This is a genomic window from Pseudomonas rhizoryzae, assembly GCF_005250615.1.
Classification (GTDB): domain Bacteria; phylum Pseudomonadota; class Gammaproteobacteria; order Pseudomonadales; family Pseudomonadaceae; genus Chryseomonas; species Chryseomonas rhizoryzae.
In genome coordinates this window covers 273,226-288,132 of record NZ_SULM01000003.1, presented here as the reverse complement: position 1 = coordinate 288,132, position 14,907 = coordinate 273,226, and the positions used below count along the sequence as shown (strand labels likewise).

Below are 14,907 nucleotides of genomic sequence, written 5' to 3'. Positions count from 1 at the left end.
TGGGGGGTATTGCGTTGGTGCGGGCTTCAGGTCACCAGACGGCGCCGAAGGTCTCCGCCAGTTCGGCCAGGGCGGCGGCATCGAGCGGCGCCGGGCGCGGCTCGGTCAGCAGCCACAGCCGCGCGGTTTCTTCCAGCTCCTCCAGGGCGAAGCTGGCCTTGCTCACGCTGCTTTCCCAGACCACCGGGCCGAGGCGTTCGAGCATTACCCCGCGCACCCGGTTGGCCAGTTGCGCCACCTGCTCGGCGACGCTGGCGGCGCCGGGGCGGGCGTAGGGAATCAGCGGGATATGACCGACCTTCATCACCTGGTAGGGCGTGATCGGCGGGAGGATGTCGTCCGAGCGCCAGACGCCGGCCAGGGTCAGGGCCACCAGGTGGGTGGAGTGGGTGTGTACCACGCCGCCCACACCGGGATTACGGTCATAGACCTGGCGATGCAAGGCCAGCGTCTTGGACGGCTTGTCACCGGAGACCCAGTCGCCGTCCAGACCGACCTTGGCGATGGCCGCCGGATCCAGGCGACCCAGGCAGGCATCGGTGGGGGTGATCAGCCAGCCGTCTTCCAGGCGGGCGCTGATGTTGCCGGCGCTGCCCACGGTGTAGCCGCGGGCATAGAGGCTGGCGCCGACGGTGCAGATCTCTTCGCGTAGCCGGGCTTCGTTGCTCATGCTTTTGCTCCTGCCAGCTGGCGCAGGGCCTTGGCGAAGAAGTCGCGACTGCCGAAGTTGCCGGACTTGAGCGCCAGGGCCAGGGGTTCGCCCTGCACCTGGCCGAGGGTGGCCGGTACGCCCGGATCGATCTGGGCGCCGATGCGCAGGGTCCGCACGCCCAGGGCCTGGACCACGGCGCCGGAGGTCTCGCCACCGGCCACCACCAGGCGGCGCACGCCGCTGTCGAACAGGCCACGGGCGATCAGGCCCAGGGCACGTTCCACCAGCTCACCGGCGCGCGCCACGCCCAGCTCGCGCTGGATGGCCTTGACCTCGTCGGCGGGGCTGGTGGCGTAGATCAGTACGGCCTGGCCCTGCTCGCGCGCCCAAACGAGGGCGGCATCGATGGTGTCGTCACCCTGGGCCAGCGCCAGCGGATCCAGGCGCAGGGCCGGGCGGCCGCTTTCCAGCCAGGCGGCGACCTGGCCGTTGGTGGCCTGGGACGCGCTGCCGGCCAGTACCGCCTCGCCACCGGCGGGCAGGTCGAGGGCTGCGGCGTCGTGCTTGTCCAGCAGGCCGGCGCGGCGGAAATTCTCCGGCAGGCCCTGGGCGATGCCCGAACCACCGGTGACCAGCGGCAGCTCGGCACAGGCCGCGCCCAGGGTGTGCAGGTCGGCATCGGACAGGGCATCGGCGATGGCCAGGCGGTGACCCGACTCGCGCAGCTTGGCGATGGCCTGGCGCACGGCTGCGGAGCCCTGGGCGACTTGGTCATAGCGGACTAGGCCGACCTTGCCGCGGCTCTGGGCCTGCAGCACCCGCACCAGGTTGGCATCGCCCATGGGCGTCAGCGGGTGGTGCTGCATGCCGGATTCACTGAGCAACTGGTCCTGCACGAACAAATGGCCGCGGAACAGGGTGCGGCCGGTCTCCGGGAAAGCCGGGCAGGCCAGGGTGAAGTCGCAGTCCAGCGCCTCTTGCAGGGCTTCGGCCACCGGACCGATGTTGCCTTCCGCGGTGGAGTCGAAGGTGGAGCAGTACTTGAAGAAGAACTGCCGGCAGCCGCGCTGGCGTAGCCAGGCGAGGGCGGCCAGGGATTCGCTCACCGCCTCGGCAGCCGGCGTGGTGCGGGATTTCAGCGCCACTACCACGGCGTCGGCGGCGTCCAGTTCGGCGTCGGCGGCGGGCACGCCGATCACCTGCACGGTACGCATGCCGCCGCGCACCAGCATGTTGGCGAGATCGGTGGCGCCGGTGAAGTCGTCGGCGATGCAGCCCAGCAGCGGGCGGGTCTCGGTCGGGCTCATCGGGCTCACTCCGTGGCCTTGGGCAGCTCGATGCCCGGGAAGATCTTGATCACCGCCGAGTCGTCTTCACGACCGTAGCCGGCGGTGGAGGCCTGCATGAACATCTGGTGGGCGGTGGCCGACAGCGGCAGCGGGAATTTCGAGGTGCGCGCGGTATCCAGCACCAGGCCCAGGTCCTTGACGAAGATGTCCACGGCGGACAGCGGGGTGTAGTCGGCCTTGAGGATGTGCGGCACGCGGTTCTCGAACATCCAGGAATTGCCGGCGCTGTGGGTGATCACCTCGTACAGCGCCTCCGGGTCGACCCCCTCGCGCAGGCCCAGGGCCATGGCCTCGGCAGAGGCGGCGATGTGCACCCCGGCCAAGAGCTGGTTGATGATCTTGACCTTGGAACCCTGGCCGGGGGCATCGCCCAGGCGATAGACCTTGCCGGCCATGGCGGCCAATACCGCCTCGCCCTTGGCATAGGCTTCCGCGCTGCCGGAGGTCATCATGGTCATCTCGCCGCTGGCGGCCTTGGCCGCACCGCCGGAGAGCGGGGCGTCCAGCAGCAGGATGCCGCGCTCGGCCAGGCGTTCGCCCAGCTCCACGGCATAGGCCGGGGCCACGGTGGCGCAGGCGATCACCAGGCTGCCCGGACGCAGGGCGGCGACCGCGCCACCCTCACCGAACAACACGGCTTCGGTCTGCTCGGCGTTCACCACCACGGTGATGAGGATGTCGCAGCTATCGGCCAGGGCGGCGGGCGAGGTACAGGCCACCCCGCCTTCGCTGGCGAAGGACTCCAGCACGCTGGCGCGCACGTCGCAGGCATGCACGGCGAAACCCGCGCGCAGCAGCGACCGGGCGACGCCCAGACCCATGGCCCCGAGGCCGATGACACCGACGTTGTCTTGCATCTTGTTGTTCTCCGAAAAGGTCAGGCGAAGCCGGACTGCCGCAGGCGGCGGGCGGCGTTGTAGATGTGCTGGCGGGCGGCGTTGGCGGCGGCCAGGGGATCGCCCAGGCGAATGGCGGCGACGATGGCCTGGTGTTCTTCATGCACCTGCCGGGAGAAGTCCTCGCGCTGCGCCTCGTTGGTGCGGGTGATGCGCGTGGCCGTCTCCAGATACTGGCTGATGAATTCCAGGGTCTTGATGAAGTAGGGATTGCCGGTGGCCTGGGCGATGGTGCGGTGGAAGGCGACGTCGGCACGGACACCGTCACGGCCGTCGGCCACGTCTTCGTCGATGGCGGCCAGGGCTTCGTCGATGGCGACCAGATCGGCTTCGCTGCGGTTGATGGCCGCCTCGGAGGCGATCTCCGCCTCGATGGCGCGACGCAGGGCCAACAGGTGGAAGACGCTGCCGGGCAGGCTGGCTTCGTCGGCATCGATGCGCAGCGGGCGGATGGTGGCGTGGGCGGTGACGAAGATGCCGCGGCCTTGCTGGGGCTGCAGCACGCCTTCGTTCTTCAGCCGCGAAATGGCTTCGCGCACCACGGTACGGCTGACGCCGAAGGCTTCGGAGAGCAGGGCTTCGCTGGGGATCTTGGTGCCGGGGGCGAAGACACCGGCTTCGATCTTGTCCAGCAGCTGCTGAGCGACGTTGTCGCTCAGGACATTGGCGGGGACCTTGGCGAACATAGGGACCTGCTTATGTGGTTGTAAGGTTGTCATACAGGTTGTGACGTTACTTTCGCATAGGCTTTTGGCTTTGTGTAGTGGTTTTGGCTGGAGCACTACGGAATTTTTCGTGACGGGTTCTACGGGTAGCAGGCGCAAGCCAGAGCCATTGTCGGGTGTTATAATATAACATTTAGCAATGGAGAGCCGTCCCATGACCCCTGAAGAGCTCCTGGCCCAACCCGCTACGGACTACATGAACGAGGCCCAGCGCGGTTTCTTTCGCGACTTGCTGCTGGCCCAGCGCGGTGATCTGCAGCGGCTGATCGATGAGCAGGTGGAGGATCTGCGCGGCATGGATGCCCATGGCGATCCGGCCGACATCGGCAATGCCGAACAGCAGCGCCAATGGCAACTGCGCCAGCTGGAGCGCGAGAAGAAGCTGCTGGACAAGATCGACGAGGCCTTGGAGCGCCTGGCTCGTGATGACTACGGCTGGTGCGCGGAGACCGGCGAGCCCATAGGCCTGGCGCGCCTGTTGCTAAGGCCCACCGCGACCCTGAGCGTGGAAGCCAAGGAGCGCCAGGAGCAGCGTGAACGGCATATGCAGTCGTCGTGATAGATGGGTGATTGGATTTCCCTCACCCCAGCCCTCTCCCTGAGGGAGAGGGGGCGAAGCGGTGCGAGAGGGGACTCTGGAGCAGGCGTAGGGTGGAAAGCCGCGTAGCGTTTTCCACCTGAAAGATGCTGATTCGTAAGTTGGGCTGAGACGGCTCCATCGTCGAAGCCCAGCAGGGCGTGGCACCGTTGGGCTTCGCTACGCTCAACCCAACCTACGCCAGCCGCTGCGCCTCGACCCCTTCGCCATAGGCAGCGGACCCGTAGGTTGGGCTGAGACGGCTCCATCGTCGAAGCCCAACAGGGCGGGGCACCGTTGGGCTTCGCTACGCTCAACCCAACCTACGCCAGCCGCTGCGCCTCGAACAGCTCACCCGGCCGCACGATCTGCTCGCGGGCCGCGATCAGCGGCAGGTCGCGGCTGCCGGGGGCGGTGCGGGCGACCAGGGCGTAGAGGGCGCTGACCGCATGGGAGGCGGCAGCGGGGGTGGACTGGCCGTTGAGCAACTTGCCGAGCAGCACGGCGGAGAAGACGTCGCCCATGCCGTTGGGCAGCGGCTGCAGATCCAGATAGGGCGTCTGCACCAGCCAGGCATCGTTCGTCTCCACCACCAGGGTGCTGAGGACGTCGGCCGGCAGGTCCGGGGTGCGCAGGCTGGTGATGACGATGGTCTTAGGACCCGGTTGGCAGGGACGACCGAGCAGCAGGCGGGCGGCGGCCACGGCATCGGCGGTGTCGGTCAGCGGCTGGCCGTGCAGCAGTTCGAATTCGTACTGGTTGGGGGTGATCAGGCTGGCCTGCTCGATGGCTCGGCGGCGCAGGAAGTCGGGGATGCCGGGACGGACGAAGATGCCGCGGCCGACGTCGCCCATCACCGGGTCGCAGAGATACTGCAGGTCACCGCGTTGGCGGCGGATCTCCTGCACCACGCCAAGGATCACCTCGCCGATGGCGGCGTCGCCCAGGTAGCCGGACAGCACCGCCACGCAGCGCTCCAGCACACCGCGGGCGCGCAGGCCGTCGAGCACGTCGTGGATATGCTCGGGCGGAAAGACCTGGCCCTTGAATTCGCCGTAGCCGGTGTGATTGGAAAACTGCACCGTGTTGACCACCACCGGCTGCAGGCCGAGCAGTTGCAGCGGCAGGGTGGCGGCGGCATTGCCGACGTGGCCATAGGCGACATGGGACTGGATGGACAGCACCAGCGGCGGTTGGATGGGCAGGGCGGCGGGCATGGCGATCTCTCGGGCGGCGGGCTCCTGGTCGGGAGCCGAAAGGGCTGATTCCTGCAGCTTAACCCAGCCCTCCGGGCGAACCCTACCCCGCTGGGGCGGTCTGCATCGGCAATGCGGATCGCTACCTGCGCCGGGTGCTCTGCCTGGCTACACTGGAGCGGCTGTCATCCACCCACGACCCCAAGGAGAAACGGGGAATGTCCGAGCTTCGCTTCGCACGTCTGGTGTTGGGTCTGCAGGCCCTGGTCTGGTTTGGACTCGCCCTGGCGCACTGGTTCTATCCCTACGAGATGGCCAACGCCCGCGGCATGGTGCTGATGGATTCGGCGTCGGTCGCCGAGGCGCGGGTCTGGTATGGCGGCATGCAATTCGCCCTGGCGCTGTTCGCCGTGTTGGCCTTCCGCCGGGCGGAATGGTTGTCGGCCGGTTTGCTGCTGGTGGCCTTCGTGCAACTGACCCTGTTCGTGGTGCGGCTGATCAGCGGCGTGCTGGGCGAGTCGGCCACCGCCGAGCTGGATCTCTACTCCCAGGGCTATCGCCTGCTGATCGGCGTCCTCGCCCTGCTGGCGCTGCGCGCCCACCGCCGCCATGAGCAGCGGGTGCTGGAGAACCAGCGGGTCTACGACGGCCAGTGATCACCGGGCGGGTAGCGGCCGCGCGGTGTCGATCTGATCGCTGCGGGCGAGGCCCAGGGTGAGCTGGCGGCAAAGTTCGAGGAATTCGACCATGGCGCCGGTCTGGTACTTCTGCTTGTGCCAGATGAAGCAGAACTGGCGGCGCAGATCCAGGGTCGGGGTGTCGATGGGCACCAGGGTGCCGCGGGCGAAGGCGTCGCGCAGGGCCAGGCGCGACAGGCAGCCGATGCCCAGTCCCGACTCCACCGCCCGCAGGATGGCCTCGGTGTGCTCCAGCTCCAGCCGCACATCCAGCGGTTGGGCGTGATGCCGCATGGCCTGGTCGAAGGTCAGGCGGGTGCCCGAGCCCTGTTCGCGCAGGATCCAGGCCTGGGCTTCCAGCTCGGCCTGGTCCGCCGTGACCCTCGCGAGGGGATGTCCGGGGGCGCAGAACACCACCAGTTCGTCCTCGATCCAGGGCTGCACCTCCAGATCCGGATGCTGGCAGTCACCTTCGATCAGGCCGAGGTCGATGTCATGGTTGGCGATACGCTGCACCACGCTGGCGGTGTTGTGCACATGCAGCCGCACCCGGCAATCGGGATGGCGCTGCATGAAGTCGCCCAGCAGCAGGGTGGCCAGGTAGTTGCCGATGGTGAGGGTGGCGCCCACCTCCAGCGAGCCGAAGCCGGTCTTGCCGCGCAGCAGGTTTTCCACCTCGGCGCTACGGTCGAGCAGGGCCACCGCCTTGGGCAGCAGTTGCCGGCCGAGGGCGTTGAGCGTCAAACGCTTGCCCGCGCGGTCGAATACCCGGCAGTCGAATTGCCGTTCCAGTTCGCCCAGGGCGGTACTGGTGGCCGACTGCGACAGATTGAGCGCCTCGGCGGCCCGGGAAACGCTTTCCTGGCGCGCCACGGCGACGAACACCTCGAGTTGACGCAACGTGAATCTCATATCTGCCTTTTGGATAACCGATATTCGAATTATTCATTTCACGGATATTTTCCTCCTCTATAAACTGTCGCGCAATTTCTATCCAGCCCCGGGCTGTACCGATTTTTCCTGGAGTCATCGATGAGCAACCTGTACACCGAGCGCGTCCTGAGCGTTCATCACTGGAACGACACCCTGTTCAGCTTCAAGACCACCCGTAATCCGGGCCTGCGTTTCGAGAACGGTCAGTTCGTGATGATCGGCCTGGAAACCGAGGGCGGTCGCCCGCTGATGCGCGCCTACAGCATCGCCAGCCCGAACTACGAAGAACACCTGGAGTTCTTCAGCATCAAGGTGCCGGACGGCCCCCTGACCTCGCGCCTGCAGCACCTCAAGGAAGGCGACAACCTGATGGTCAGCCGCAAGCCCACCGGCACCCTGATCCTCAGCGACCTGAAGCCCGCCAAGCACCTCTATCTGCTGAGCACCGGCACCGGCATGGCGCCCTTCCTGAGCACCATCCAGGACCCGGAGACCTACGAACGCTTCGAGAAGGTCATCCTGGTCCACGGCGTGCGCTACGTGAACGAGCTGGCCTATGCCGACTTCATCACCAAGACCCTGCCGGAGCACGAGTTCATCGGCGATCTGGTGCGCGAGAAGCTGATCTACTACCCCCTGGTCACCCGCGAGGAATTCCGCAACCAGGGTCGTCAGACCGACCTGATGCGCAGCGGCAAGCTGTTCGAGGACATCGGCCTGCCGCCGATCAATCCGCAGGACGACCGCGCCATGATCTGCGGCAGCCCGAGCATGCTGGACGAGACCAGCGCCGTGCTGAACGAATTCGGCCTGACCATCTCCCCGCGCATGGGCGATCCGGGCGACTACCTGATCGAGCGCGCCTTCGTCGAGAAGTAAGGCTGGTACGCGCGCGGAAGATATTCTCTGCCGTGCGAGAGATGGCCGAGGCTCATTGCAGCCTCGGCCATTTTTTATGGGTGGCTCATGCAAAACGTAGTGCTGTTCGGACTTCTCTTAGTTGCTCTATGCGGACCGTCGCTGTTGCTACGTCGGCCTGCTGAACTGACTTGGTCGTGCCGCTACGGACTGGCTTTGTGCCCGTTCGGATTGACCCTAACAGGCTATTTACTTGCTCGAGCGGTTTTCAATCCGCTCGGTTGTATATTCATCGGGAGTAAGGGCCTGCAAGGTTGCCAGTGGGCGGGTATCGACGTTACAGCCTGGGTGGGTTTTGGCTTGTTCCTGGTCATTCCCCTGTTGTACCTCGCCTTGCCTCTCAGTCTTTGGCTACTCGGCAAGACTGCCTTGGCTCAGCTGAGAACCTCGCAGAACCAACGTACTGGTCGATCTCACTGAACTCCCAGCGCTTCTGACCGGTCGGTTCCTGCAAGGCGTGTCATGGCGACGCGCCATAGCCGGGAGCCCCCATGAAGCCCTATGTGATCTGCCATATGATGTCGTCGGTCGACGGCCATGCCCTCACCGATGGCTGGGATCGTGCCGTCAAGAAACAGGCCGACGCCACCTACGAGCGCCTGGCCGAGCGCTTCGAGTTCGACGCCTGGGCCTGCGGCCGGGTGACCATGGAAGAGATCGCCCATGGCGAGGGCTATCCCACCGGTGTGGCCCAGGCGCCAATCCCCCGTACTCATCACTTCGCCCAACGCGACGCCGCCAAGTACGCCATCGCCATCGACCCCCAGGGCAAGGTGGCCTGGAAGAAGAACGAGGCGCTGGATTCCCATGTGGTCGCCGTGTTGACCGAGGGCGTGAGCGACGACTACCTGGCCCACCTGCAGAACATCGGCGCGTCCTATGTCTTCGGTGGCCAGCAGGAACTGGATTTGGCCGCGGTGCTGGAACTGCTGAATGCCGAACTGGGCATCGAGCGGCTGGTGGTGGAGGGTGGTCCCCACGTCAGCGGCTCCTTCGTCGCCGCCGGGCTGGTGGACGAGATCAGTGTCCTGATCATCCCCTTGGTGGATGGTCGCGGTGCTCATCCGGCGTCCTTCGAGATCGCCGAACAGGCCTGGCAGCAGCCGCTCTATCTTACGCTGGATTCGGCCGACGCCCAGGATGACGGCAGCGTCTGGCTGCGTTATCGCCGCCGCTAACCGAGCGCCTTGGCCATGGCCAGGGCATTGGCGTCGAGCTTTGCCTGGGCCTGCAGCGGACAGACTCCACTGGCATAGCGGGCGATCACCTCGGGCACCTGGGACAGCGGCACCGGCCGGCTGATGTGATAGCCCTGGATGAAGTCGCATCCCAGGTCGCACAGCAGGCGCAGCTGTTCCAGGTGCTCGACGCCCTCGGCGGTGACCTTGAGCTTGAGCGGCCGGGCCATGCCGATGATGGCCTGGACGATCTGGTGGTCGGCATTGCCCTCGGCCAAGCCGGTGACAAAGGAGCGGTCGATCTTCACCGTATCGATGGGCAGGCGCTTGAGATAGGCCAGCGACGAATAGCCGGTGCCGAAGTCGTCGATGGAGACGGTCACCCCCAGGTCGCGGATACGCTGCAGCAATTCGGCGGTGGGCTGCACGTTCTTGACCAGGGCGTTCTCGGTGACCTCCAGTTCCAGCCGCCGCGGCGACAGTTGGTGATCGTCCAGGCGCCAGGCGATCTGGCTCGGCAGGGCCTCGTTGCTCAGGCTCAGGGCCGAGCAGTTGACGGCCACGCGCAGGTCCGCAAGGCCAGCGGCGGTCATTTCGGCGAGATCGCGACAGGCCCGCTTGAGCACCCAGGCATCCAGTTCTTCGATGAAACCATTGGCCTCGGCGACGCCGAGGAAGAAGTTGGGTGCGAGCAGGCCGAGCCGTGGATGGTCCCAGCGGATCAGCGCCTCGGCCTTGTCCAGCTTACCGCTGGCCACGTCGAGGATCGGTTGGTAGTAGAGCTGCAGGCCGCGCTCCTCGACCAGGGCCTCGCGCAGTTCCGCTTCCAGCTCCAGCTGCAGCGAAATCTTCTCGCGCAGGGTCTCGTCGAAGAAACTGAAGGTGTTGCGGCCATTGCCCTTGGATAGATAGAGCGCGAGGTCGGCGCTCTTGAGCAGTTCTTCGCAGCAGCCGCCGTCGCGGGGATAGAGGCTGATGCCGATGCTGGTGGTCATCATCAGGGTGCGGTTGCCGATGGTGATCGGATTGCGCACCCGCTCAAGGATACGCTGGGCCAGGTGACGCGCCTCGTCGGGACCGGCGAGGCTGGCCAGGATGCAGAATTCATCGCCGCCGAAGCGTGATACCAGATCGCCTTCGCGTACCGCTTCGCGGATGGTCTTGGCGATGGCAACCAGCAACTGGTCGCCGGCATCGTGGCCGAGGCTGTCGTTGATGCGCTTGAAGTGATCGATGTCGAGGAACATCACCGCCAGGTTGAGTCCCTGGTGGGCATGCCGGGCCAGGATGTCGGCGAAGGCCTGGTTGAAGGCGCGGCGGTTGTGCAGGTTGGTCAGCGGATCGTAATGCGCCGCCTGCTGCAGCGAGGCGCGGGCTTCGTCGAGCTGGCCGACCAGGGAATTGACCCGTTCCAGGTCGTTTTCCTTGCGCTGCAGTTGACGATCCGCCCAGGCCGCACCCAGGCCGCCCAGCACCAGCAGCAGCGCGATGATGGCGATGCCCACGCCGAGTTGCCAGGCGTTGCTGGCGCCCTGCAGCGCCGGGGCGGATTGGGCTGGCGCGATCAGCACCATGGCCCACATGCCGGTGAAGTGCATGGCGGCGATGGCCAGCCCCATCACCAGAGCGGTGGCCATGCGCAGCCAGCGATAGATGCCAGTGTAATGGCGGCGAAAGATCTGGATCAGTTGCAGGGCGGCGAAGCTCGCCACCACGGCGATGACGATGGACAGCAGGAAGGGTGCCGGAAGATAGCGCACCACGGCTTCGGTATGCACCGCAGCCATGCCGGTGTAGTGCATGAGCACGATGCCGACGCTGAGCACCAGGCCGGCCTTGAGCCGCTGCCCCAGGGTGAGGTCGGGTTGGCTCAGTGCCGGCATGGCCATGAGGCCGGCCAGCACCACGATGAGCAGCGAGGCCAGGGTGATAAGGAGGTCGTAGTGCATCCGCGCGGGCACGGTATAGGCCAGCATGGCGATGAAGTGCATGCCCCAGACGCCGAAGCCGAAGCTCAGGGCGCCCATCAGACTCCAGGCCCGCCGCCGCGCCAGGGTACGGGTCTGGCCGATGCGCTCGGCGAAGACCAGGGTGACGTAGCAGGCACTCACGGCGACCAGGTAGGCGAGCGCCACCAGCCAACTATCGTGCTGACCGTGCAGGTGCACCTGGTTGTGGGAAACGGAGTCGACGAAAAAGTCGAGTTCCAGCCAATTGTTCATTCCGTGGCCTCGGCAGGAAGTCCGGCGCGGCTGGTGAAATGCCCGGCGGGGTCTTCGGCCCTGGTGGCTTTCACGACTGCAGTCTGCGCTCTTGGTTTAGCTTGCCTTGCCCTATCGGCGACGTGAAGGGGGGCTTTAGCACGGACCTGAGCACTTAGCGCGCGAGGCTTTTAGACAACAGAATAGAGACAGAAAGTTCACCGAACAAGATGGTAAGCGAGGCGCTCTAGATAGCTAGCTAGCGACCTTATGATGGCGCCTTGCTATGAGTATGACCGTTCGTCGAGCAAGACTCGGAACGAACGGTCAGCGGCAGGAACAATCGGCCCCCGGAGGCCGATTGACTAGGTTTCAGCTCACGACGCGATAGCAGGGCTCATAGGCCGCGCCACCGGGCAGCTTCATGCGGTGCTGCTCGACGAAGGCCTGCAGCAGCCGATCCAGCGGGCGCATGATGTCGGGATCGCCATGGATCTCGTAGGGGCCGTGCTCTTCGATCAACTGGATGCCCTTGGCCTTGACGTTACCGGCGACGATGCCGGAGAAGGCCCGGCGCAGATTGGCGGCCAGTTCATGGGGCGGCACGGCATGGGTCAGCTGGAGCGCGGCCATGTTGGCGTGGGTGGGATCGAAGGGCCGCTGGAAGCCTTCCTCGATGCGCAGCAGCCAGTTGAAGTGGAAGGCGTCGTGGCGCTCGCGGCGGAACTGCTTGACCGCCTTGAGGCCCTGGGCCATCTGCCGGGCCACCTCGACCGGATCGTTGACCACGATCTGGTAGTGACGCTGGGCGGCTTCGCCCAGGGTGGCGCCGATGAAGGCGTGCAACTGCTCGAGGTAGGGCGCGGCGCTCTGCGGACCGGTGAGGATCACCGGGAAGGGGATGTCCTTGTTATCCGGGTGCATGAGGATGCCCAGCAGGTAGAGGAATTCCTCCGCCGTGCCGGCGCCGCCTGGGAAGATGATGATGCCGTGGCCGACGCGGACGAAGGCCTCCAGGCGCTTCTCGATGTCCGGCAGGATCACCAGTTCGTTGACGATGGGGTTGGGCGCCTCGGCGGCGATGATGCCCGGCTCGGTGAGGCCCAGGTAGCGACCGTGCTGGATACGTTGCTTGGCGTGGGCGATGGTGGCGCCCTTCATCGGGCCCTTCATCACGCCCGGACCGCAGCCGGTGCAGATGTCCAGGCTGCGCAGGCCCAGTTCGTGGCCGACCTTCTTGGTGTACTTGTATTCCTCGGTGCTGATGGAGTGGCCGCCCCAGCAGACCACCATCTTGGGCTCCATGCCAGCGCGCAGGGTGCGGGCGTTGCGCAGGAGGTGGAAGACGTAGTCGGTGATGCCTTCGGAGCTCTCCAGGTCGATGCGCAGGCTGCTCTGCTCGCTCTCGGTGTAGACGATGTCGCGCAGGGCGCTGAACAGCATCTCGCGGGTGCTGGCGATCATCTCGCCGTCGACGAAGGCATCGGCCGGGGCGTTGATCAGTTCCAGGCGGACGCCGCGATCCTGCTGGTGGATGAGGATCTCGAAGTCCTGGTAGGCCTCGAGGATGGTCTTGGCGTTGTCGCTGTGGGCGCCGGTGTTGAGGATGGCCAGGGCGCACTGGCGAAAGAGCTGGTAGAGGTTGCCGGAGCCGGCGGCGCTGAGCTGCTGCACTTCGCGCTGGGAGAGGGTCTCCAGACTGCCCTTGGGGCTGACCTGAGCGTTGATGACCTGTCTGCTTGGAGCCATAGCTGCTTCCCTATCGGTGATACGGTCGAACGGCGACCGTAGCCAGGTGCGACTCGCCAGGTGCGAGCCGCGGCAGCTCCATTGTCGGGGTCTGGCGATACGGATTGCAAACGGGTCGGTGTCAGGGCGCGACGGTCACGTCCAGGACACGGATGCATTCGACGGTCGGATAATGCCACTGCACCTCCACGTCCCACAGGCGAACGCCATAGCGACGCTCGGGGGCCGGTTGCTGGTAGGCCGGACGCGGATCCTGGGCCAGGCATTGCTCGATCAGCTCGACCAGCGGCTCGCCCAGGCGCTGGCCATGGGCTGCGGCCTGCTGCCGGGCGGCGGCCTCCCAGCTCACCGGCAGGGCCGGCGGCGGTGCCTCGGCGATGGCGTTGTGGGCGCCCAGGGGGCTGTCGGCATAGGGGACATAGGGTTTGATGTCCAGCACCGGGGTGCCGTCCAGCAGGTCGAGGCCCGAGAGCAGCAAGCGCCCTGGTTCGATTCCGTCCAGCCGGACCACCGATTGGCCGATGCCGTTGGGTCTGTGGGTCGCGCGCGTGGCGAACACGCCCAGGTAGCGATTGCCGCCCAGTCTTGGTGGCCGCACCCGCAGACGGGGTTCGCTCTCCAGCGCCTGGTGGAAGAGGAACAGCAGCCAGACATGGCTGACCTGCTCCAGGCCCTGGACGGCTTCGGGTCGGTCGAAGGGCGGCAAGAGTTCCAGCACGCCGCGGGCGGCCGGCGCCAGGGCGGGCTGCCGGGGGATGGCGAATTTCTCCTTGAAGCAGGAGCGGACATGGCCGATGGGGGTGACGCTGTGCTGCATGGCGCTGGGCTGTCGGACGTGGGGTCGGCCATTATGCCTGGCCGGAGCCCTCGGGTAGCGTCGCCGCGTCGTTCGCGTTGCGCCGCACGCCGCGCAGATTCATCGCCGCCAGGCCCAGTTGCAGCACGATCAGCGCATAGGCCTCGGCCTGCAGGCCCCAGGCGATCCACAGGGCGTTGCTCAGGAGAAACACCCAGAAGCCCAGGTTGCGCCGGCCCTGGCGCTGGGAGGCCACTAGCCAGGCGGCGAGCAGGGTGATGGCCATGGCCGGCCATTGCAGCAGATCGAGGACTTCCATGAATAACCTTCAATAGAATGACTAATGAAGGTGAGCCTGATCCTGGGCTCCGAGTTCCGAGCGCGGGATTCAGGACGCCGGATGGCGTGCCCGGGCGTAGGCGATGAAGCCGTCGATATCGGCACTGCACAGGCGTTCGCCGGCGGCGAGGATGTCCGCTTCGGGCCAGTCCCACCAGGCGATGTCGAGCAGCGCCTGGCAGATGGCTTCGGGAAAACGCCACCTGATGAAACGCGCCGGGTTGCCGCCGACCACTGCATAGGGCGGCACGTCGCGGGTGACCACGGCACCGGCGGCCACCACGGCGCCATGGCCGACGGTGACCCCGGAAAGAATCAGCGCATCGGTGCAGATCCAGCAATCGCTGCCGATCACCACGTCGCCGCGGGTACCGCCGTAGTCGGTGATATGGGCCAGGTCGTCGACGAAGGCGGGAAAGGGATAGGTGGTCACCCAATCCAGGCGGTGCAGGCCGCCGAGCAGGATGCGTACCCCTTCGGCGATGGAGGTATAGCGCCCCAGGCGTAGGGTGGCGCCTTCCTTGAGATCGAATACCCGCGGGGCACCATAGGTACCGGCGCCGATCTCGTAGTCGGGCAGCTCGCGGCGCAGGCGAGCGGTACGCTGGTGCAGGCGCGGCAGGGCGGCCAGCGCCTGGCGTTCACGTTTCTTACGCAGCTTGTCGAGAAAACCCATGGCAGTGCCCTGACGAAAAGTATCCGGCAGGATACAGAAGCGCCC

General features: G+C 66.2%; 15 protein-coding genes. 4 read left to right on the top strand and 11 right to left on the bottom strand.

Translation table 11 applies throughout. The features are described 5' to 3' along the window. Window positions 1-31: 31 nt before the first annotated feature. The 4 genes from otnC to FAZ11_RS05900 are packed head-to-tail and all read right to left on the bottom strand — an operon-like array spanning window position 32 to window position 3,583. A complete protein-coding gene (otnC, locus tag FAZ11_RS05915) occupies window positions 32-670 on the bottom strand; it encodes a 3-oxo-tetronate 4-phosphate decarboxylase (protein WP_058769112.1) in 639 nt (212 codons plus the stop codon). Beyond that, complete coding sequence (gene otnK / locus FAZ11_RS05910; protein ID WP_058769113.1) at window positions 667-1,959, bottom strand: 3-oxo-tetronate kinase; 1,293 nt, start codon at window positions 1,957-1,959, stop codon at window positions 667-669. The genes otnC and otnK overlap by 4 nt, the downstream gene beginning before the upstream one ends. A 5-nt stretch (window positions 1,960-1,964) precedes the next feature. Next, on the bottom strand, window positions 1,965-2,858 hold the full coding sequence (gene ltnD / locus FAZ11_RS05905; RefSeq protein ID WP_058769114.1) for an L-threonate dehydrogenase: 894 nt from the start codon (window positions 2,856-2,858) through the stop codon (window positions 1,965-1,967). Window positions 2,859-2,878: 20 nt separating this feature from the next. Continuing rightward, window positions 2,879-3,583, bottom strand: a complete 705-nt coding sequence (locus FAZ11_RS05900) for a FadR/GntR family transcriptional regulator (RefSeq protein ID WP_058760027.1) — start codon at window positions 3,581-3,583, stop codon at window positions 2,879-2,881. Between the two features lie 193 nt (window positions 3,584-3,776). On the opposite strand from FAZ11_RS05900, the gene dksA reads away from it, so the two are divergent. Beyond that, the gene (gene dksA / locus FAZ11_RS05895; RefSeq protein ID WP_058769115.1) at window positions 3,777-4,181 is read left to right on the top strand and encodes an RNA polymerase-binding protein DksA; all 405 of its coding nucleotides are present in this window, start codon (window positions 3,777-3,779) and stop codon (window positions 4,179-4,181) included. 341 nt (window positions 4,182-4,522) lie between these two features. Here dksA and pdxY read toward each other — a convergent pair whose 3' ends face one another. Beyond that, window positions 4,523-5,416 carry a pyridoxal kinase PdxY gene (gene pdxY / locus FAZ11_RS05890; protein ID WP_058774131.1) on the bottom strand — a complete coding sequence of 298 codons (894 nt, stop codon included), beginning with the start codon at window positions 5,414-5,416 and terminating at the stop codon, window positions 4,523-4,525. A 197-nt stretch (window positions 5,417-5,613) separates the two neighbouring features. Here pdxY and FAZ11_RS05885 point away from each other — a divergent pair, with 197 nt between their 5' ends. After that, window positions 5,614-6,051: a DUF4345 family protein gene (locus FAZ11_RS05885; protein WP_058774132.1), complete on the top strand. Its 438-nt coding sequence runs from the start codon at window positions 5,614-5,616 to the stop codon at window positions 6,049-6,051. Here the strand turns inward: FAZ11_RS05885 and FAZ11_RS05880 are convergent, their stop codons facing one another. Further along, complete coding sequence (locus tag FAZ11_RS05880; protein ID WP_058774133.1) at window positions 6,052-6,984, bottom strand: LysR family transcriptional regulator; 933 nt, start codon at window positions 6,982-6,984, stop codon at window positions 6,052-6,054. It abuts the gene before it with no gap. Window positions 6,985-7,104: 120 nt separating this feature from the next. On the opposite strand from FAZ11_RS05880, the gene fpr reads away from it, so the two are divergent. Together fpr and FAZ11_RS05870 are read left to right on the top strand one after the other, a co-directional pair. Beyond that, the gene (fpr, locus tag FAZ11_RS05875; protein ID WP_058760032.1) at window positions 7,105-7,884 is read left to right on the top strand and encodes a ferredoxin-NADP reductase; all 780 of its coding nucleotides are present in this window, start codon (window positions 7,105-7,107) and stop codon (window positions 7,882-7,884) included. Window positions 7,885-8,414: 530 nt separating this feature from the next. Next, complete coding sequence (locus FAZ11_RS05870; protein ID WP_058774134.1) at window positions 8,415-9,101, top strand: dihydrofolate reductase family protein; 687 nt, start codon at window positions 8,415-8,417, stop codon at window positions 9,099-9,101. Here the strand turns inward: FAZ11_RS05870 and FAZ11_RS05865 are convergent. The 5 genes from FAZ11_RS05865 to FAZ11_RS05845 form a co-directional block, all read right to left on the bottom strand. Then, window positions 9,098-11,323 carry a putative bifunctional diguanylate cyclase/phosphodiesterase gene (locus FAZ11_RS05865; protein WP_058774135.1) on the bottom strand — a complete coding sequence of 742 codons (2,226 nt, stop codon included), beginning with the start codon at window positions 11,321-11,323 and terminating at the stop codon, window positions 9,098-9,100. The two genes, FAZ11_RS05870 and FAZ11_RS05865, sit on opposite strands and share 4 nt — an antisense overlap. 351 nt (window positions 11,324-11,674) lie before the next feature. Then, window positions 11,675-13,051 carry a nucleotide 5'-monophosphate nucleosidase PpnN gene (gene ppnN / locus FAZ11_RS05860; RefSeq protein WP_058760035.1) on the bottom strand — a complete coding sequence of 459 codons (1,377 nt, stop codon included), beginning with the start codon at window positions 13,049-13,051 and terminating at the stop codon, window positions 11,675-11,677. Window positions 13,052-13,172: 121 nt separating this feature from the next. Further along, window positions 13,173-13,868: a tRNA (N6-threonylcarbamoyladenosine(37)-N6)-methyltransferase TrmO gene (tsaA, locus tag FAZ11_RS05855; protein WP_058769027.1), complete on the bottom strand. Its 696-nt coding sequence runs from the start codon at window positions 13,866-13,868 to the stop codon at window positions 13,173-13,175. A gap of 31 nt (window positions 13,869-13,899) precedes the next feature. Further along, entirely contained in the window at window positions 13,900-14,166 is a 267-nt protein-coding gene (locus tag FAZ11_RS05850; protein WP_058769028.1) for a hypothetical protein, read from the bottom strand. A 69-nt stretch (window positions 14,167-14,235) separates the two neighbouring features. After that, the gene (locus tag FAZ11_RS05845) at window positions 14,236-14,862 is read right to left on the bottom strand and encodes a CatB-related O-acetyltransferase (RefSeq protein ID WP_058769029.1); all 627 of its coding nucleotides are present in this window, start codon (window positions 14,860-14,862) and stop codon (window positions 14,236-14,238) included. Between the last annotated feature and the right edge of the window lie 45 nt (window positions 14,863-14,907).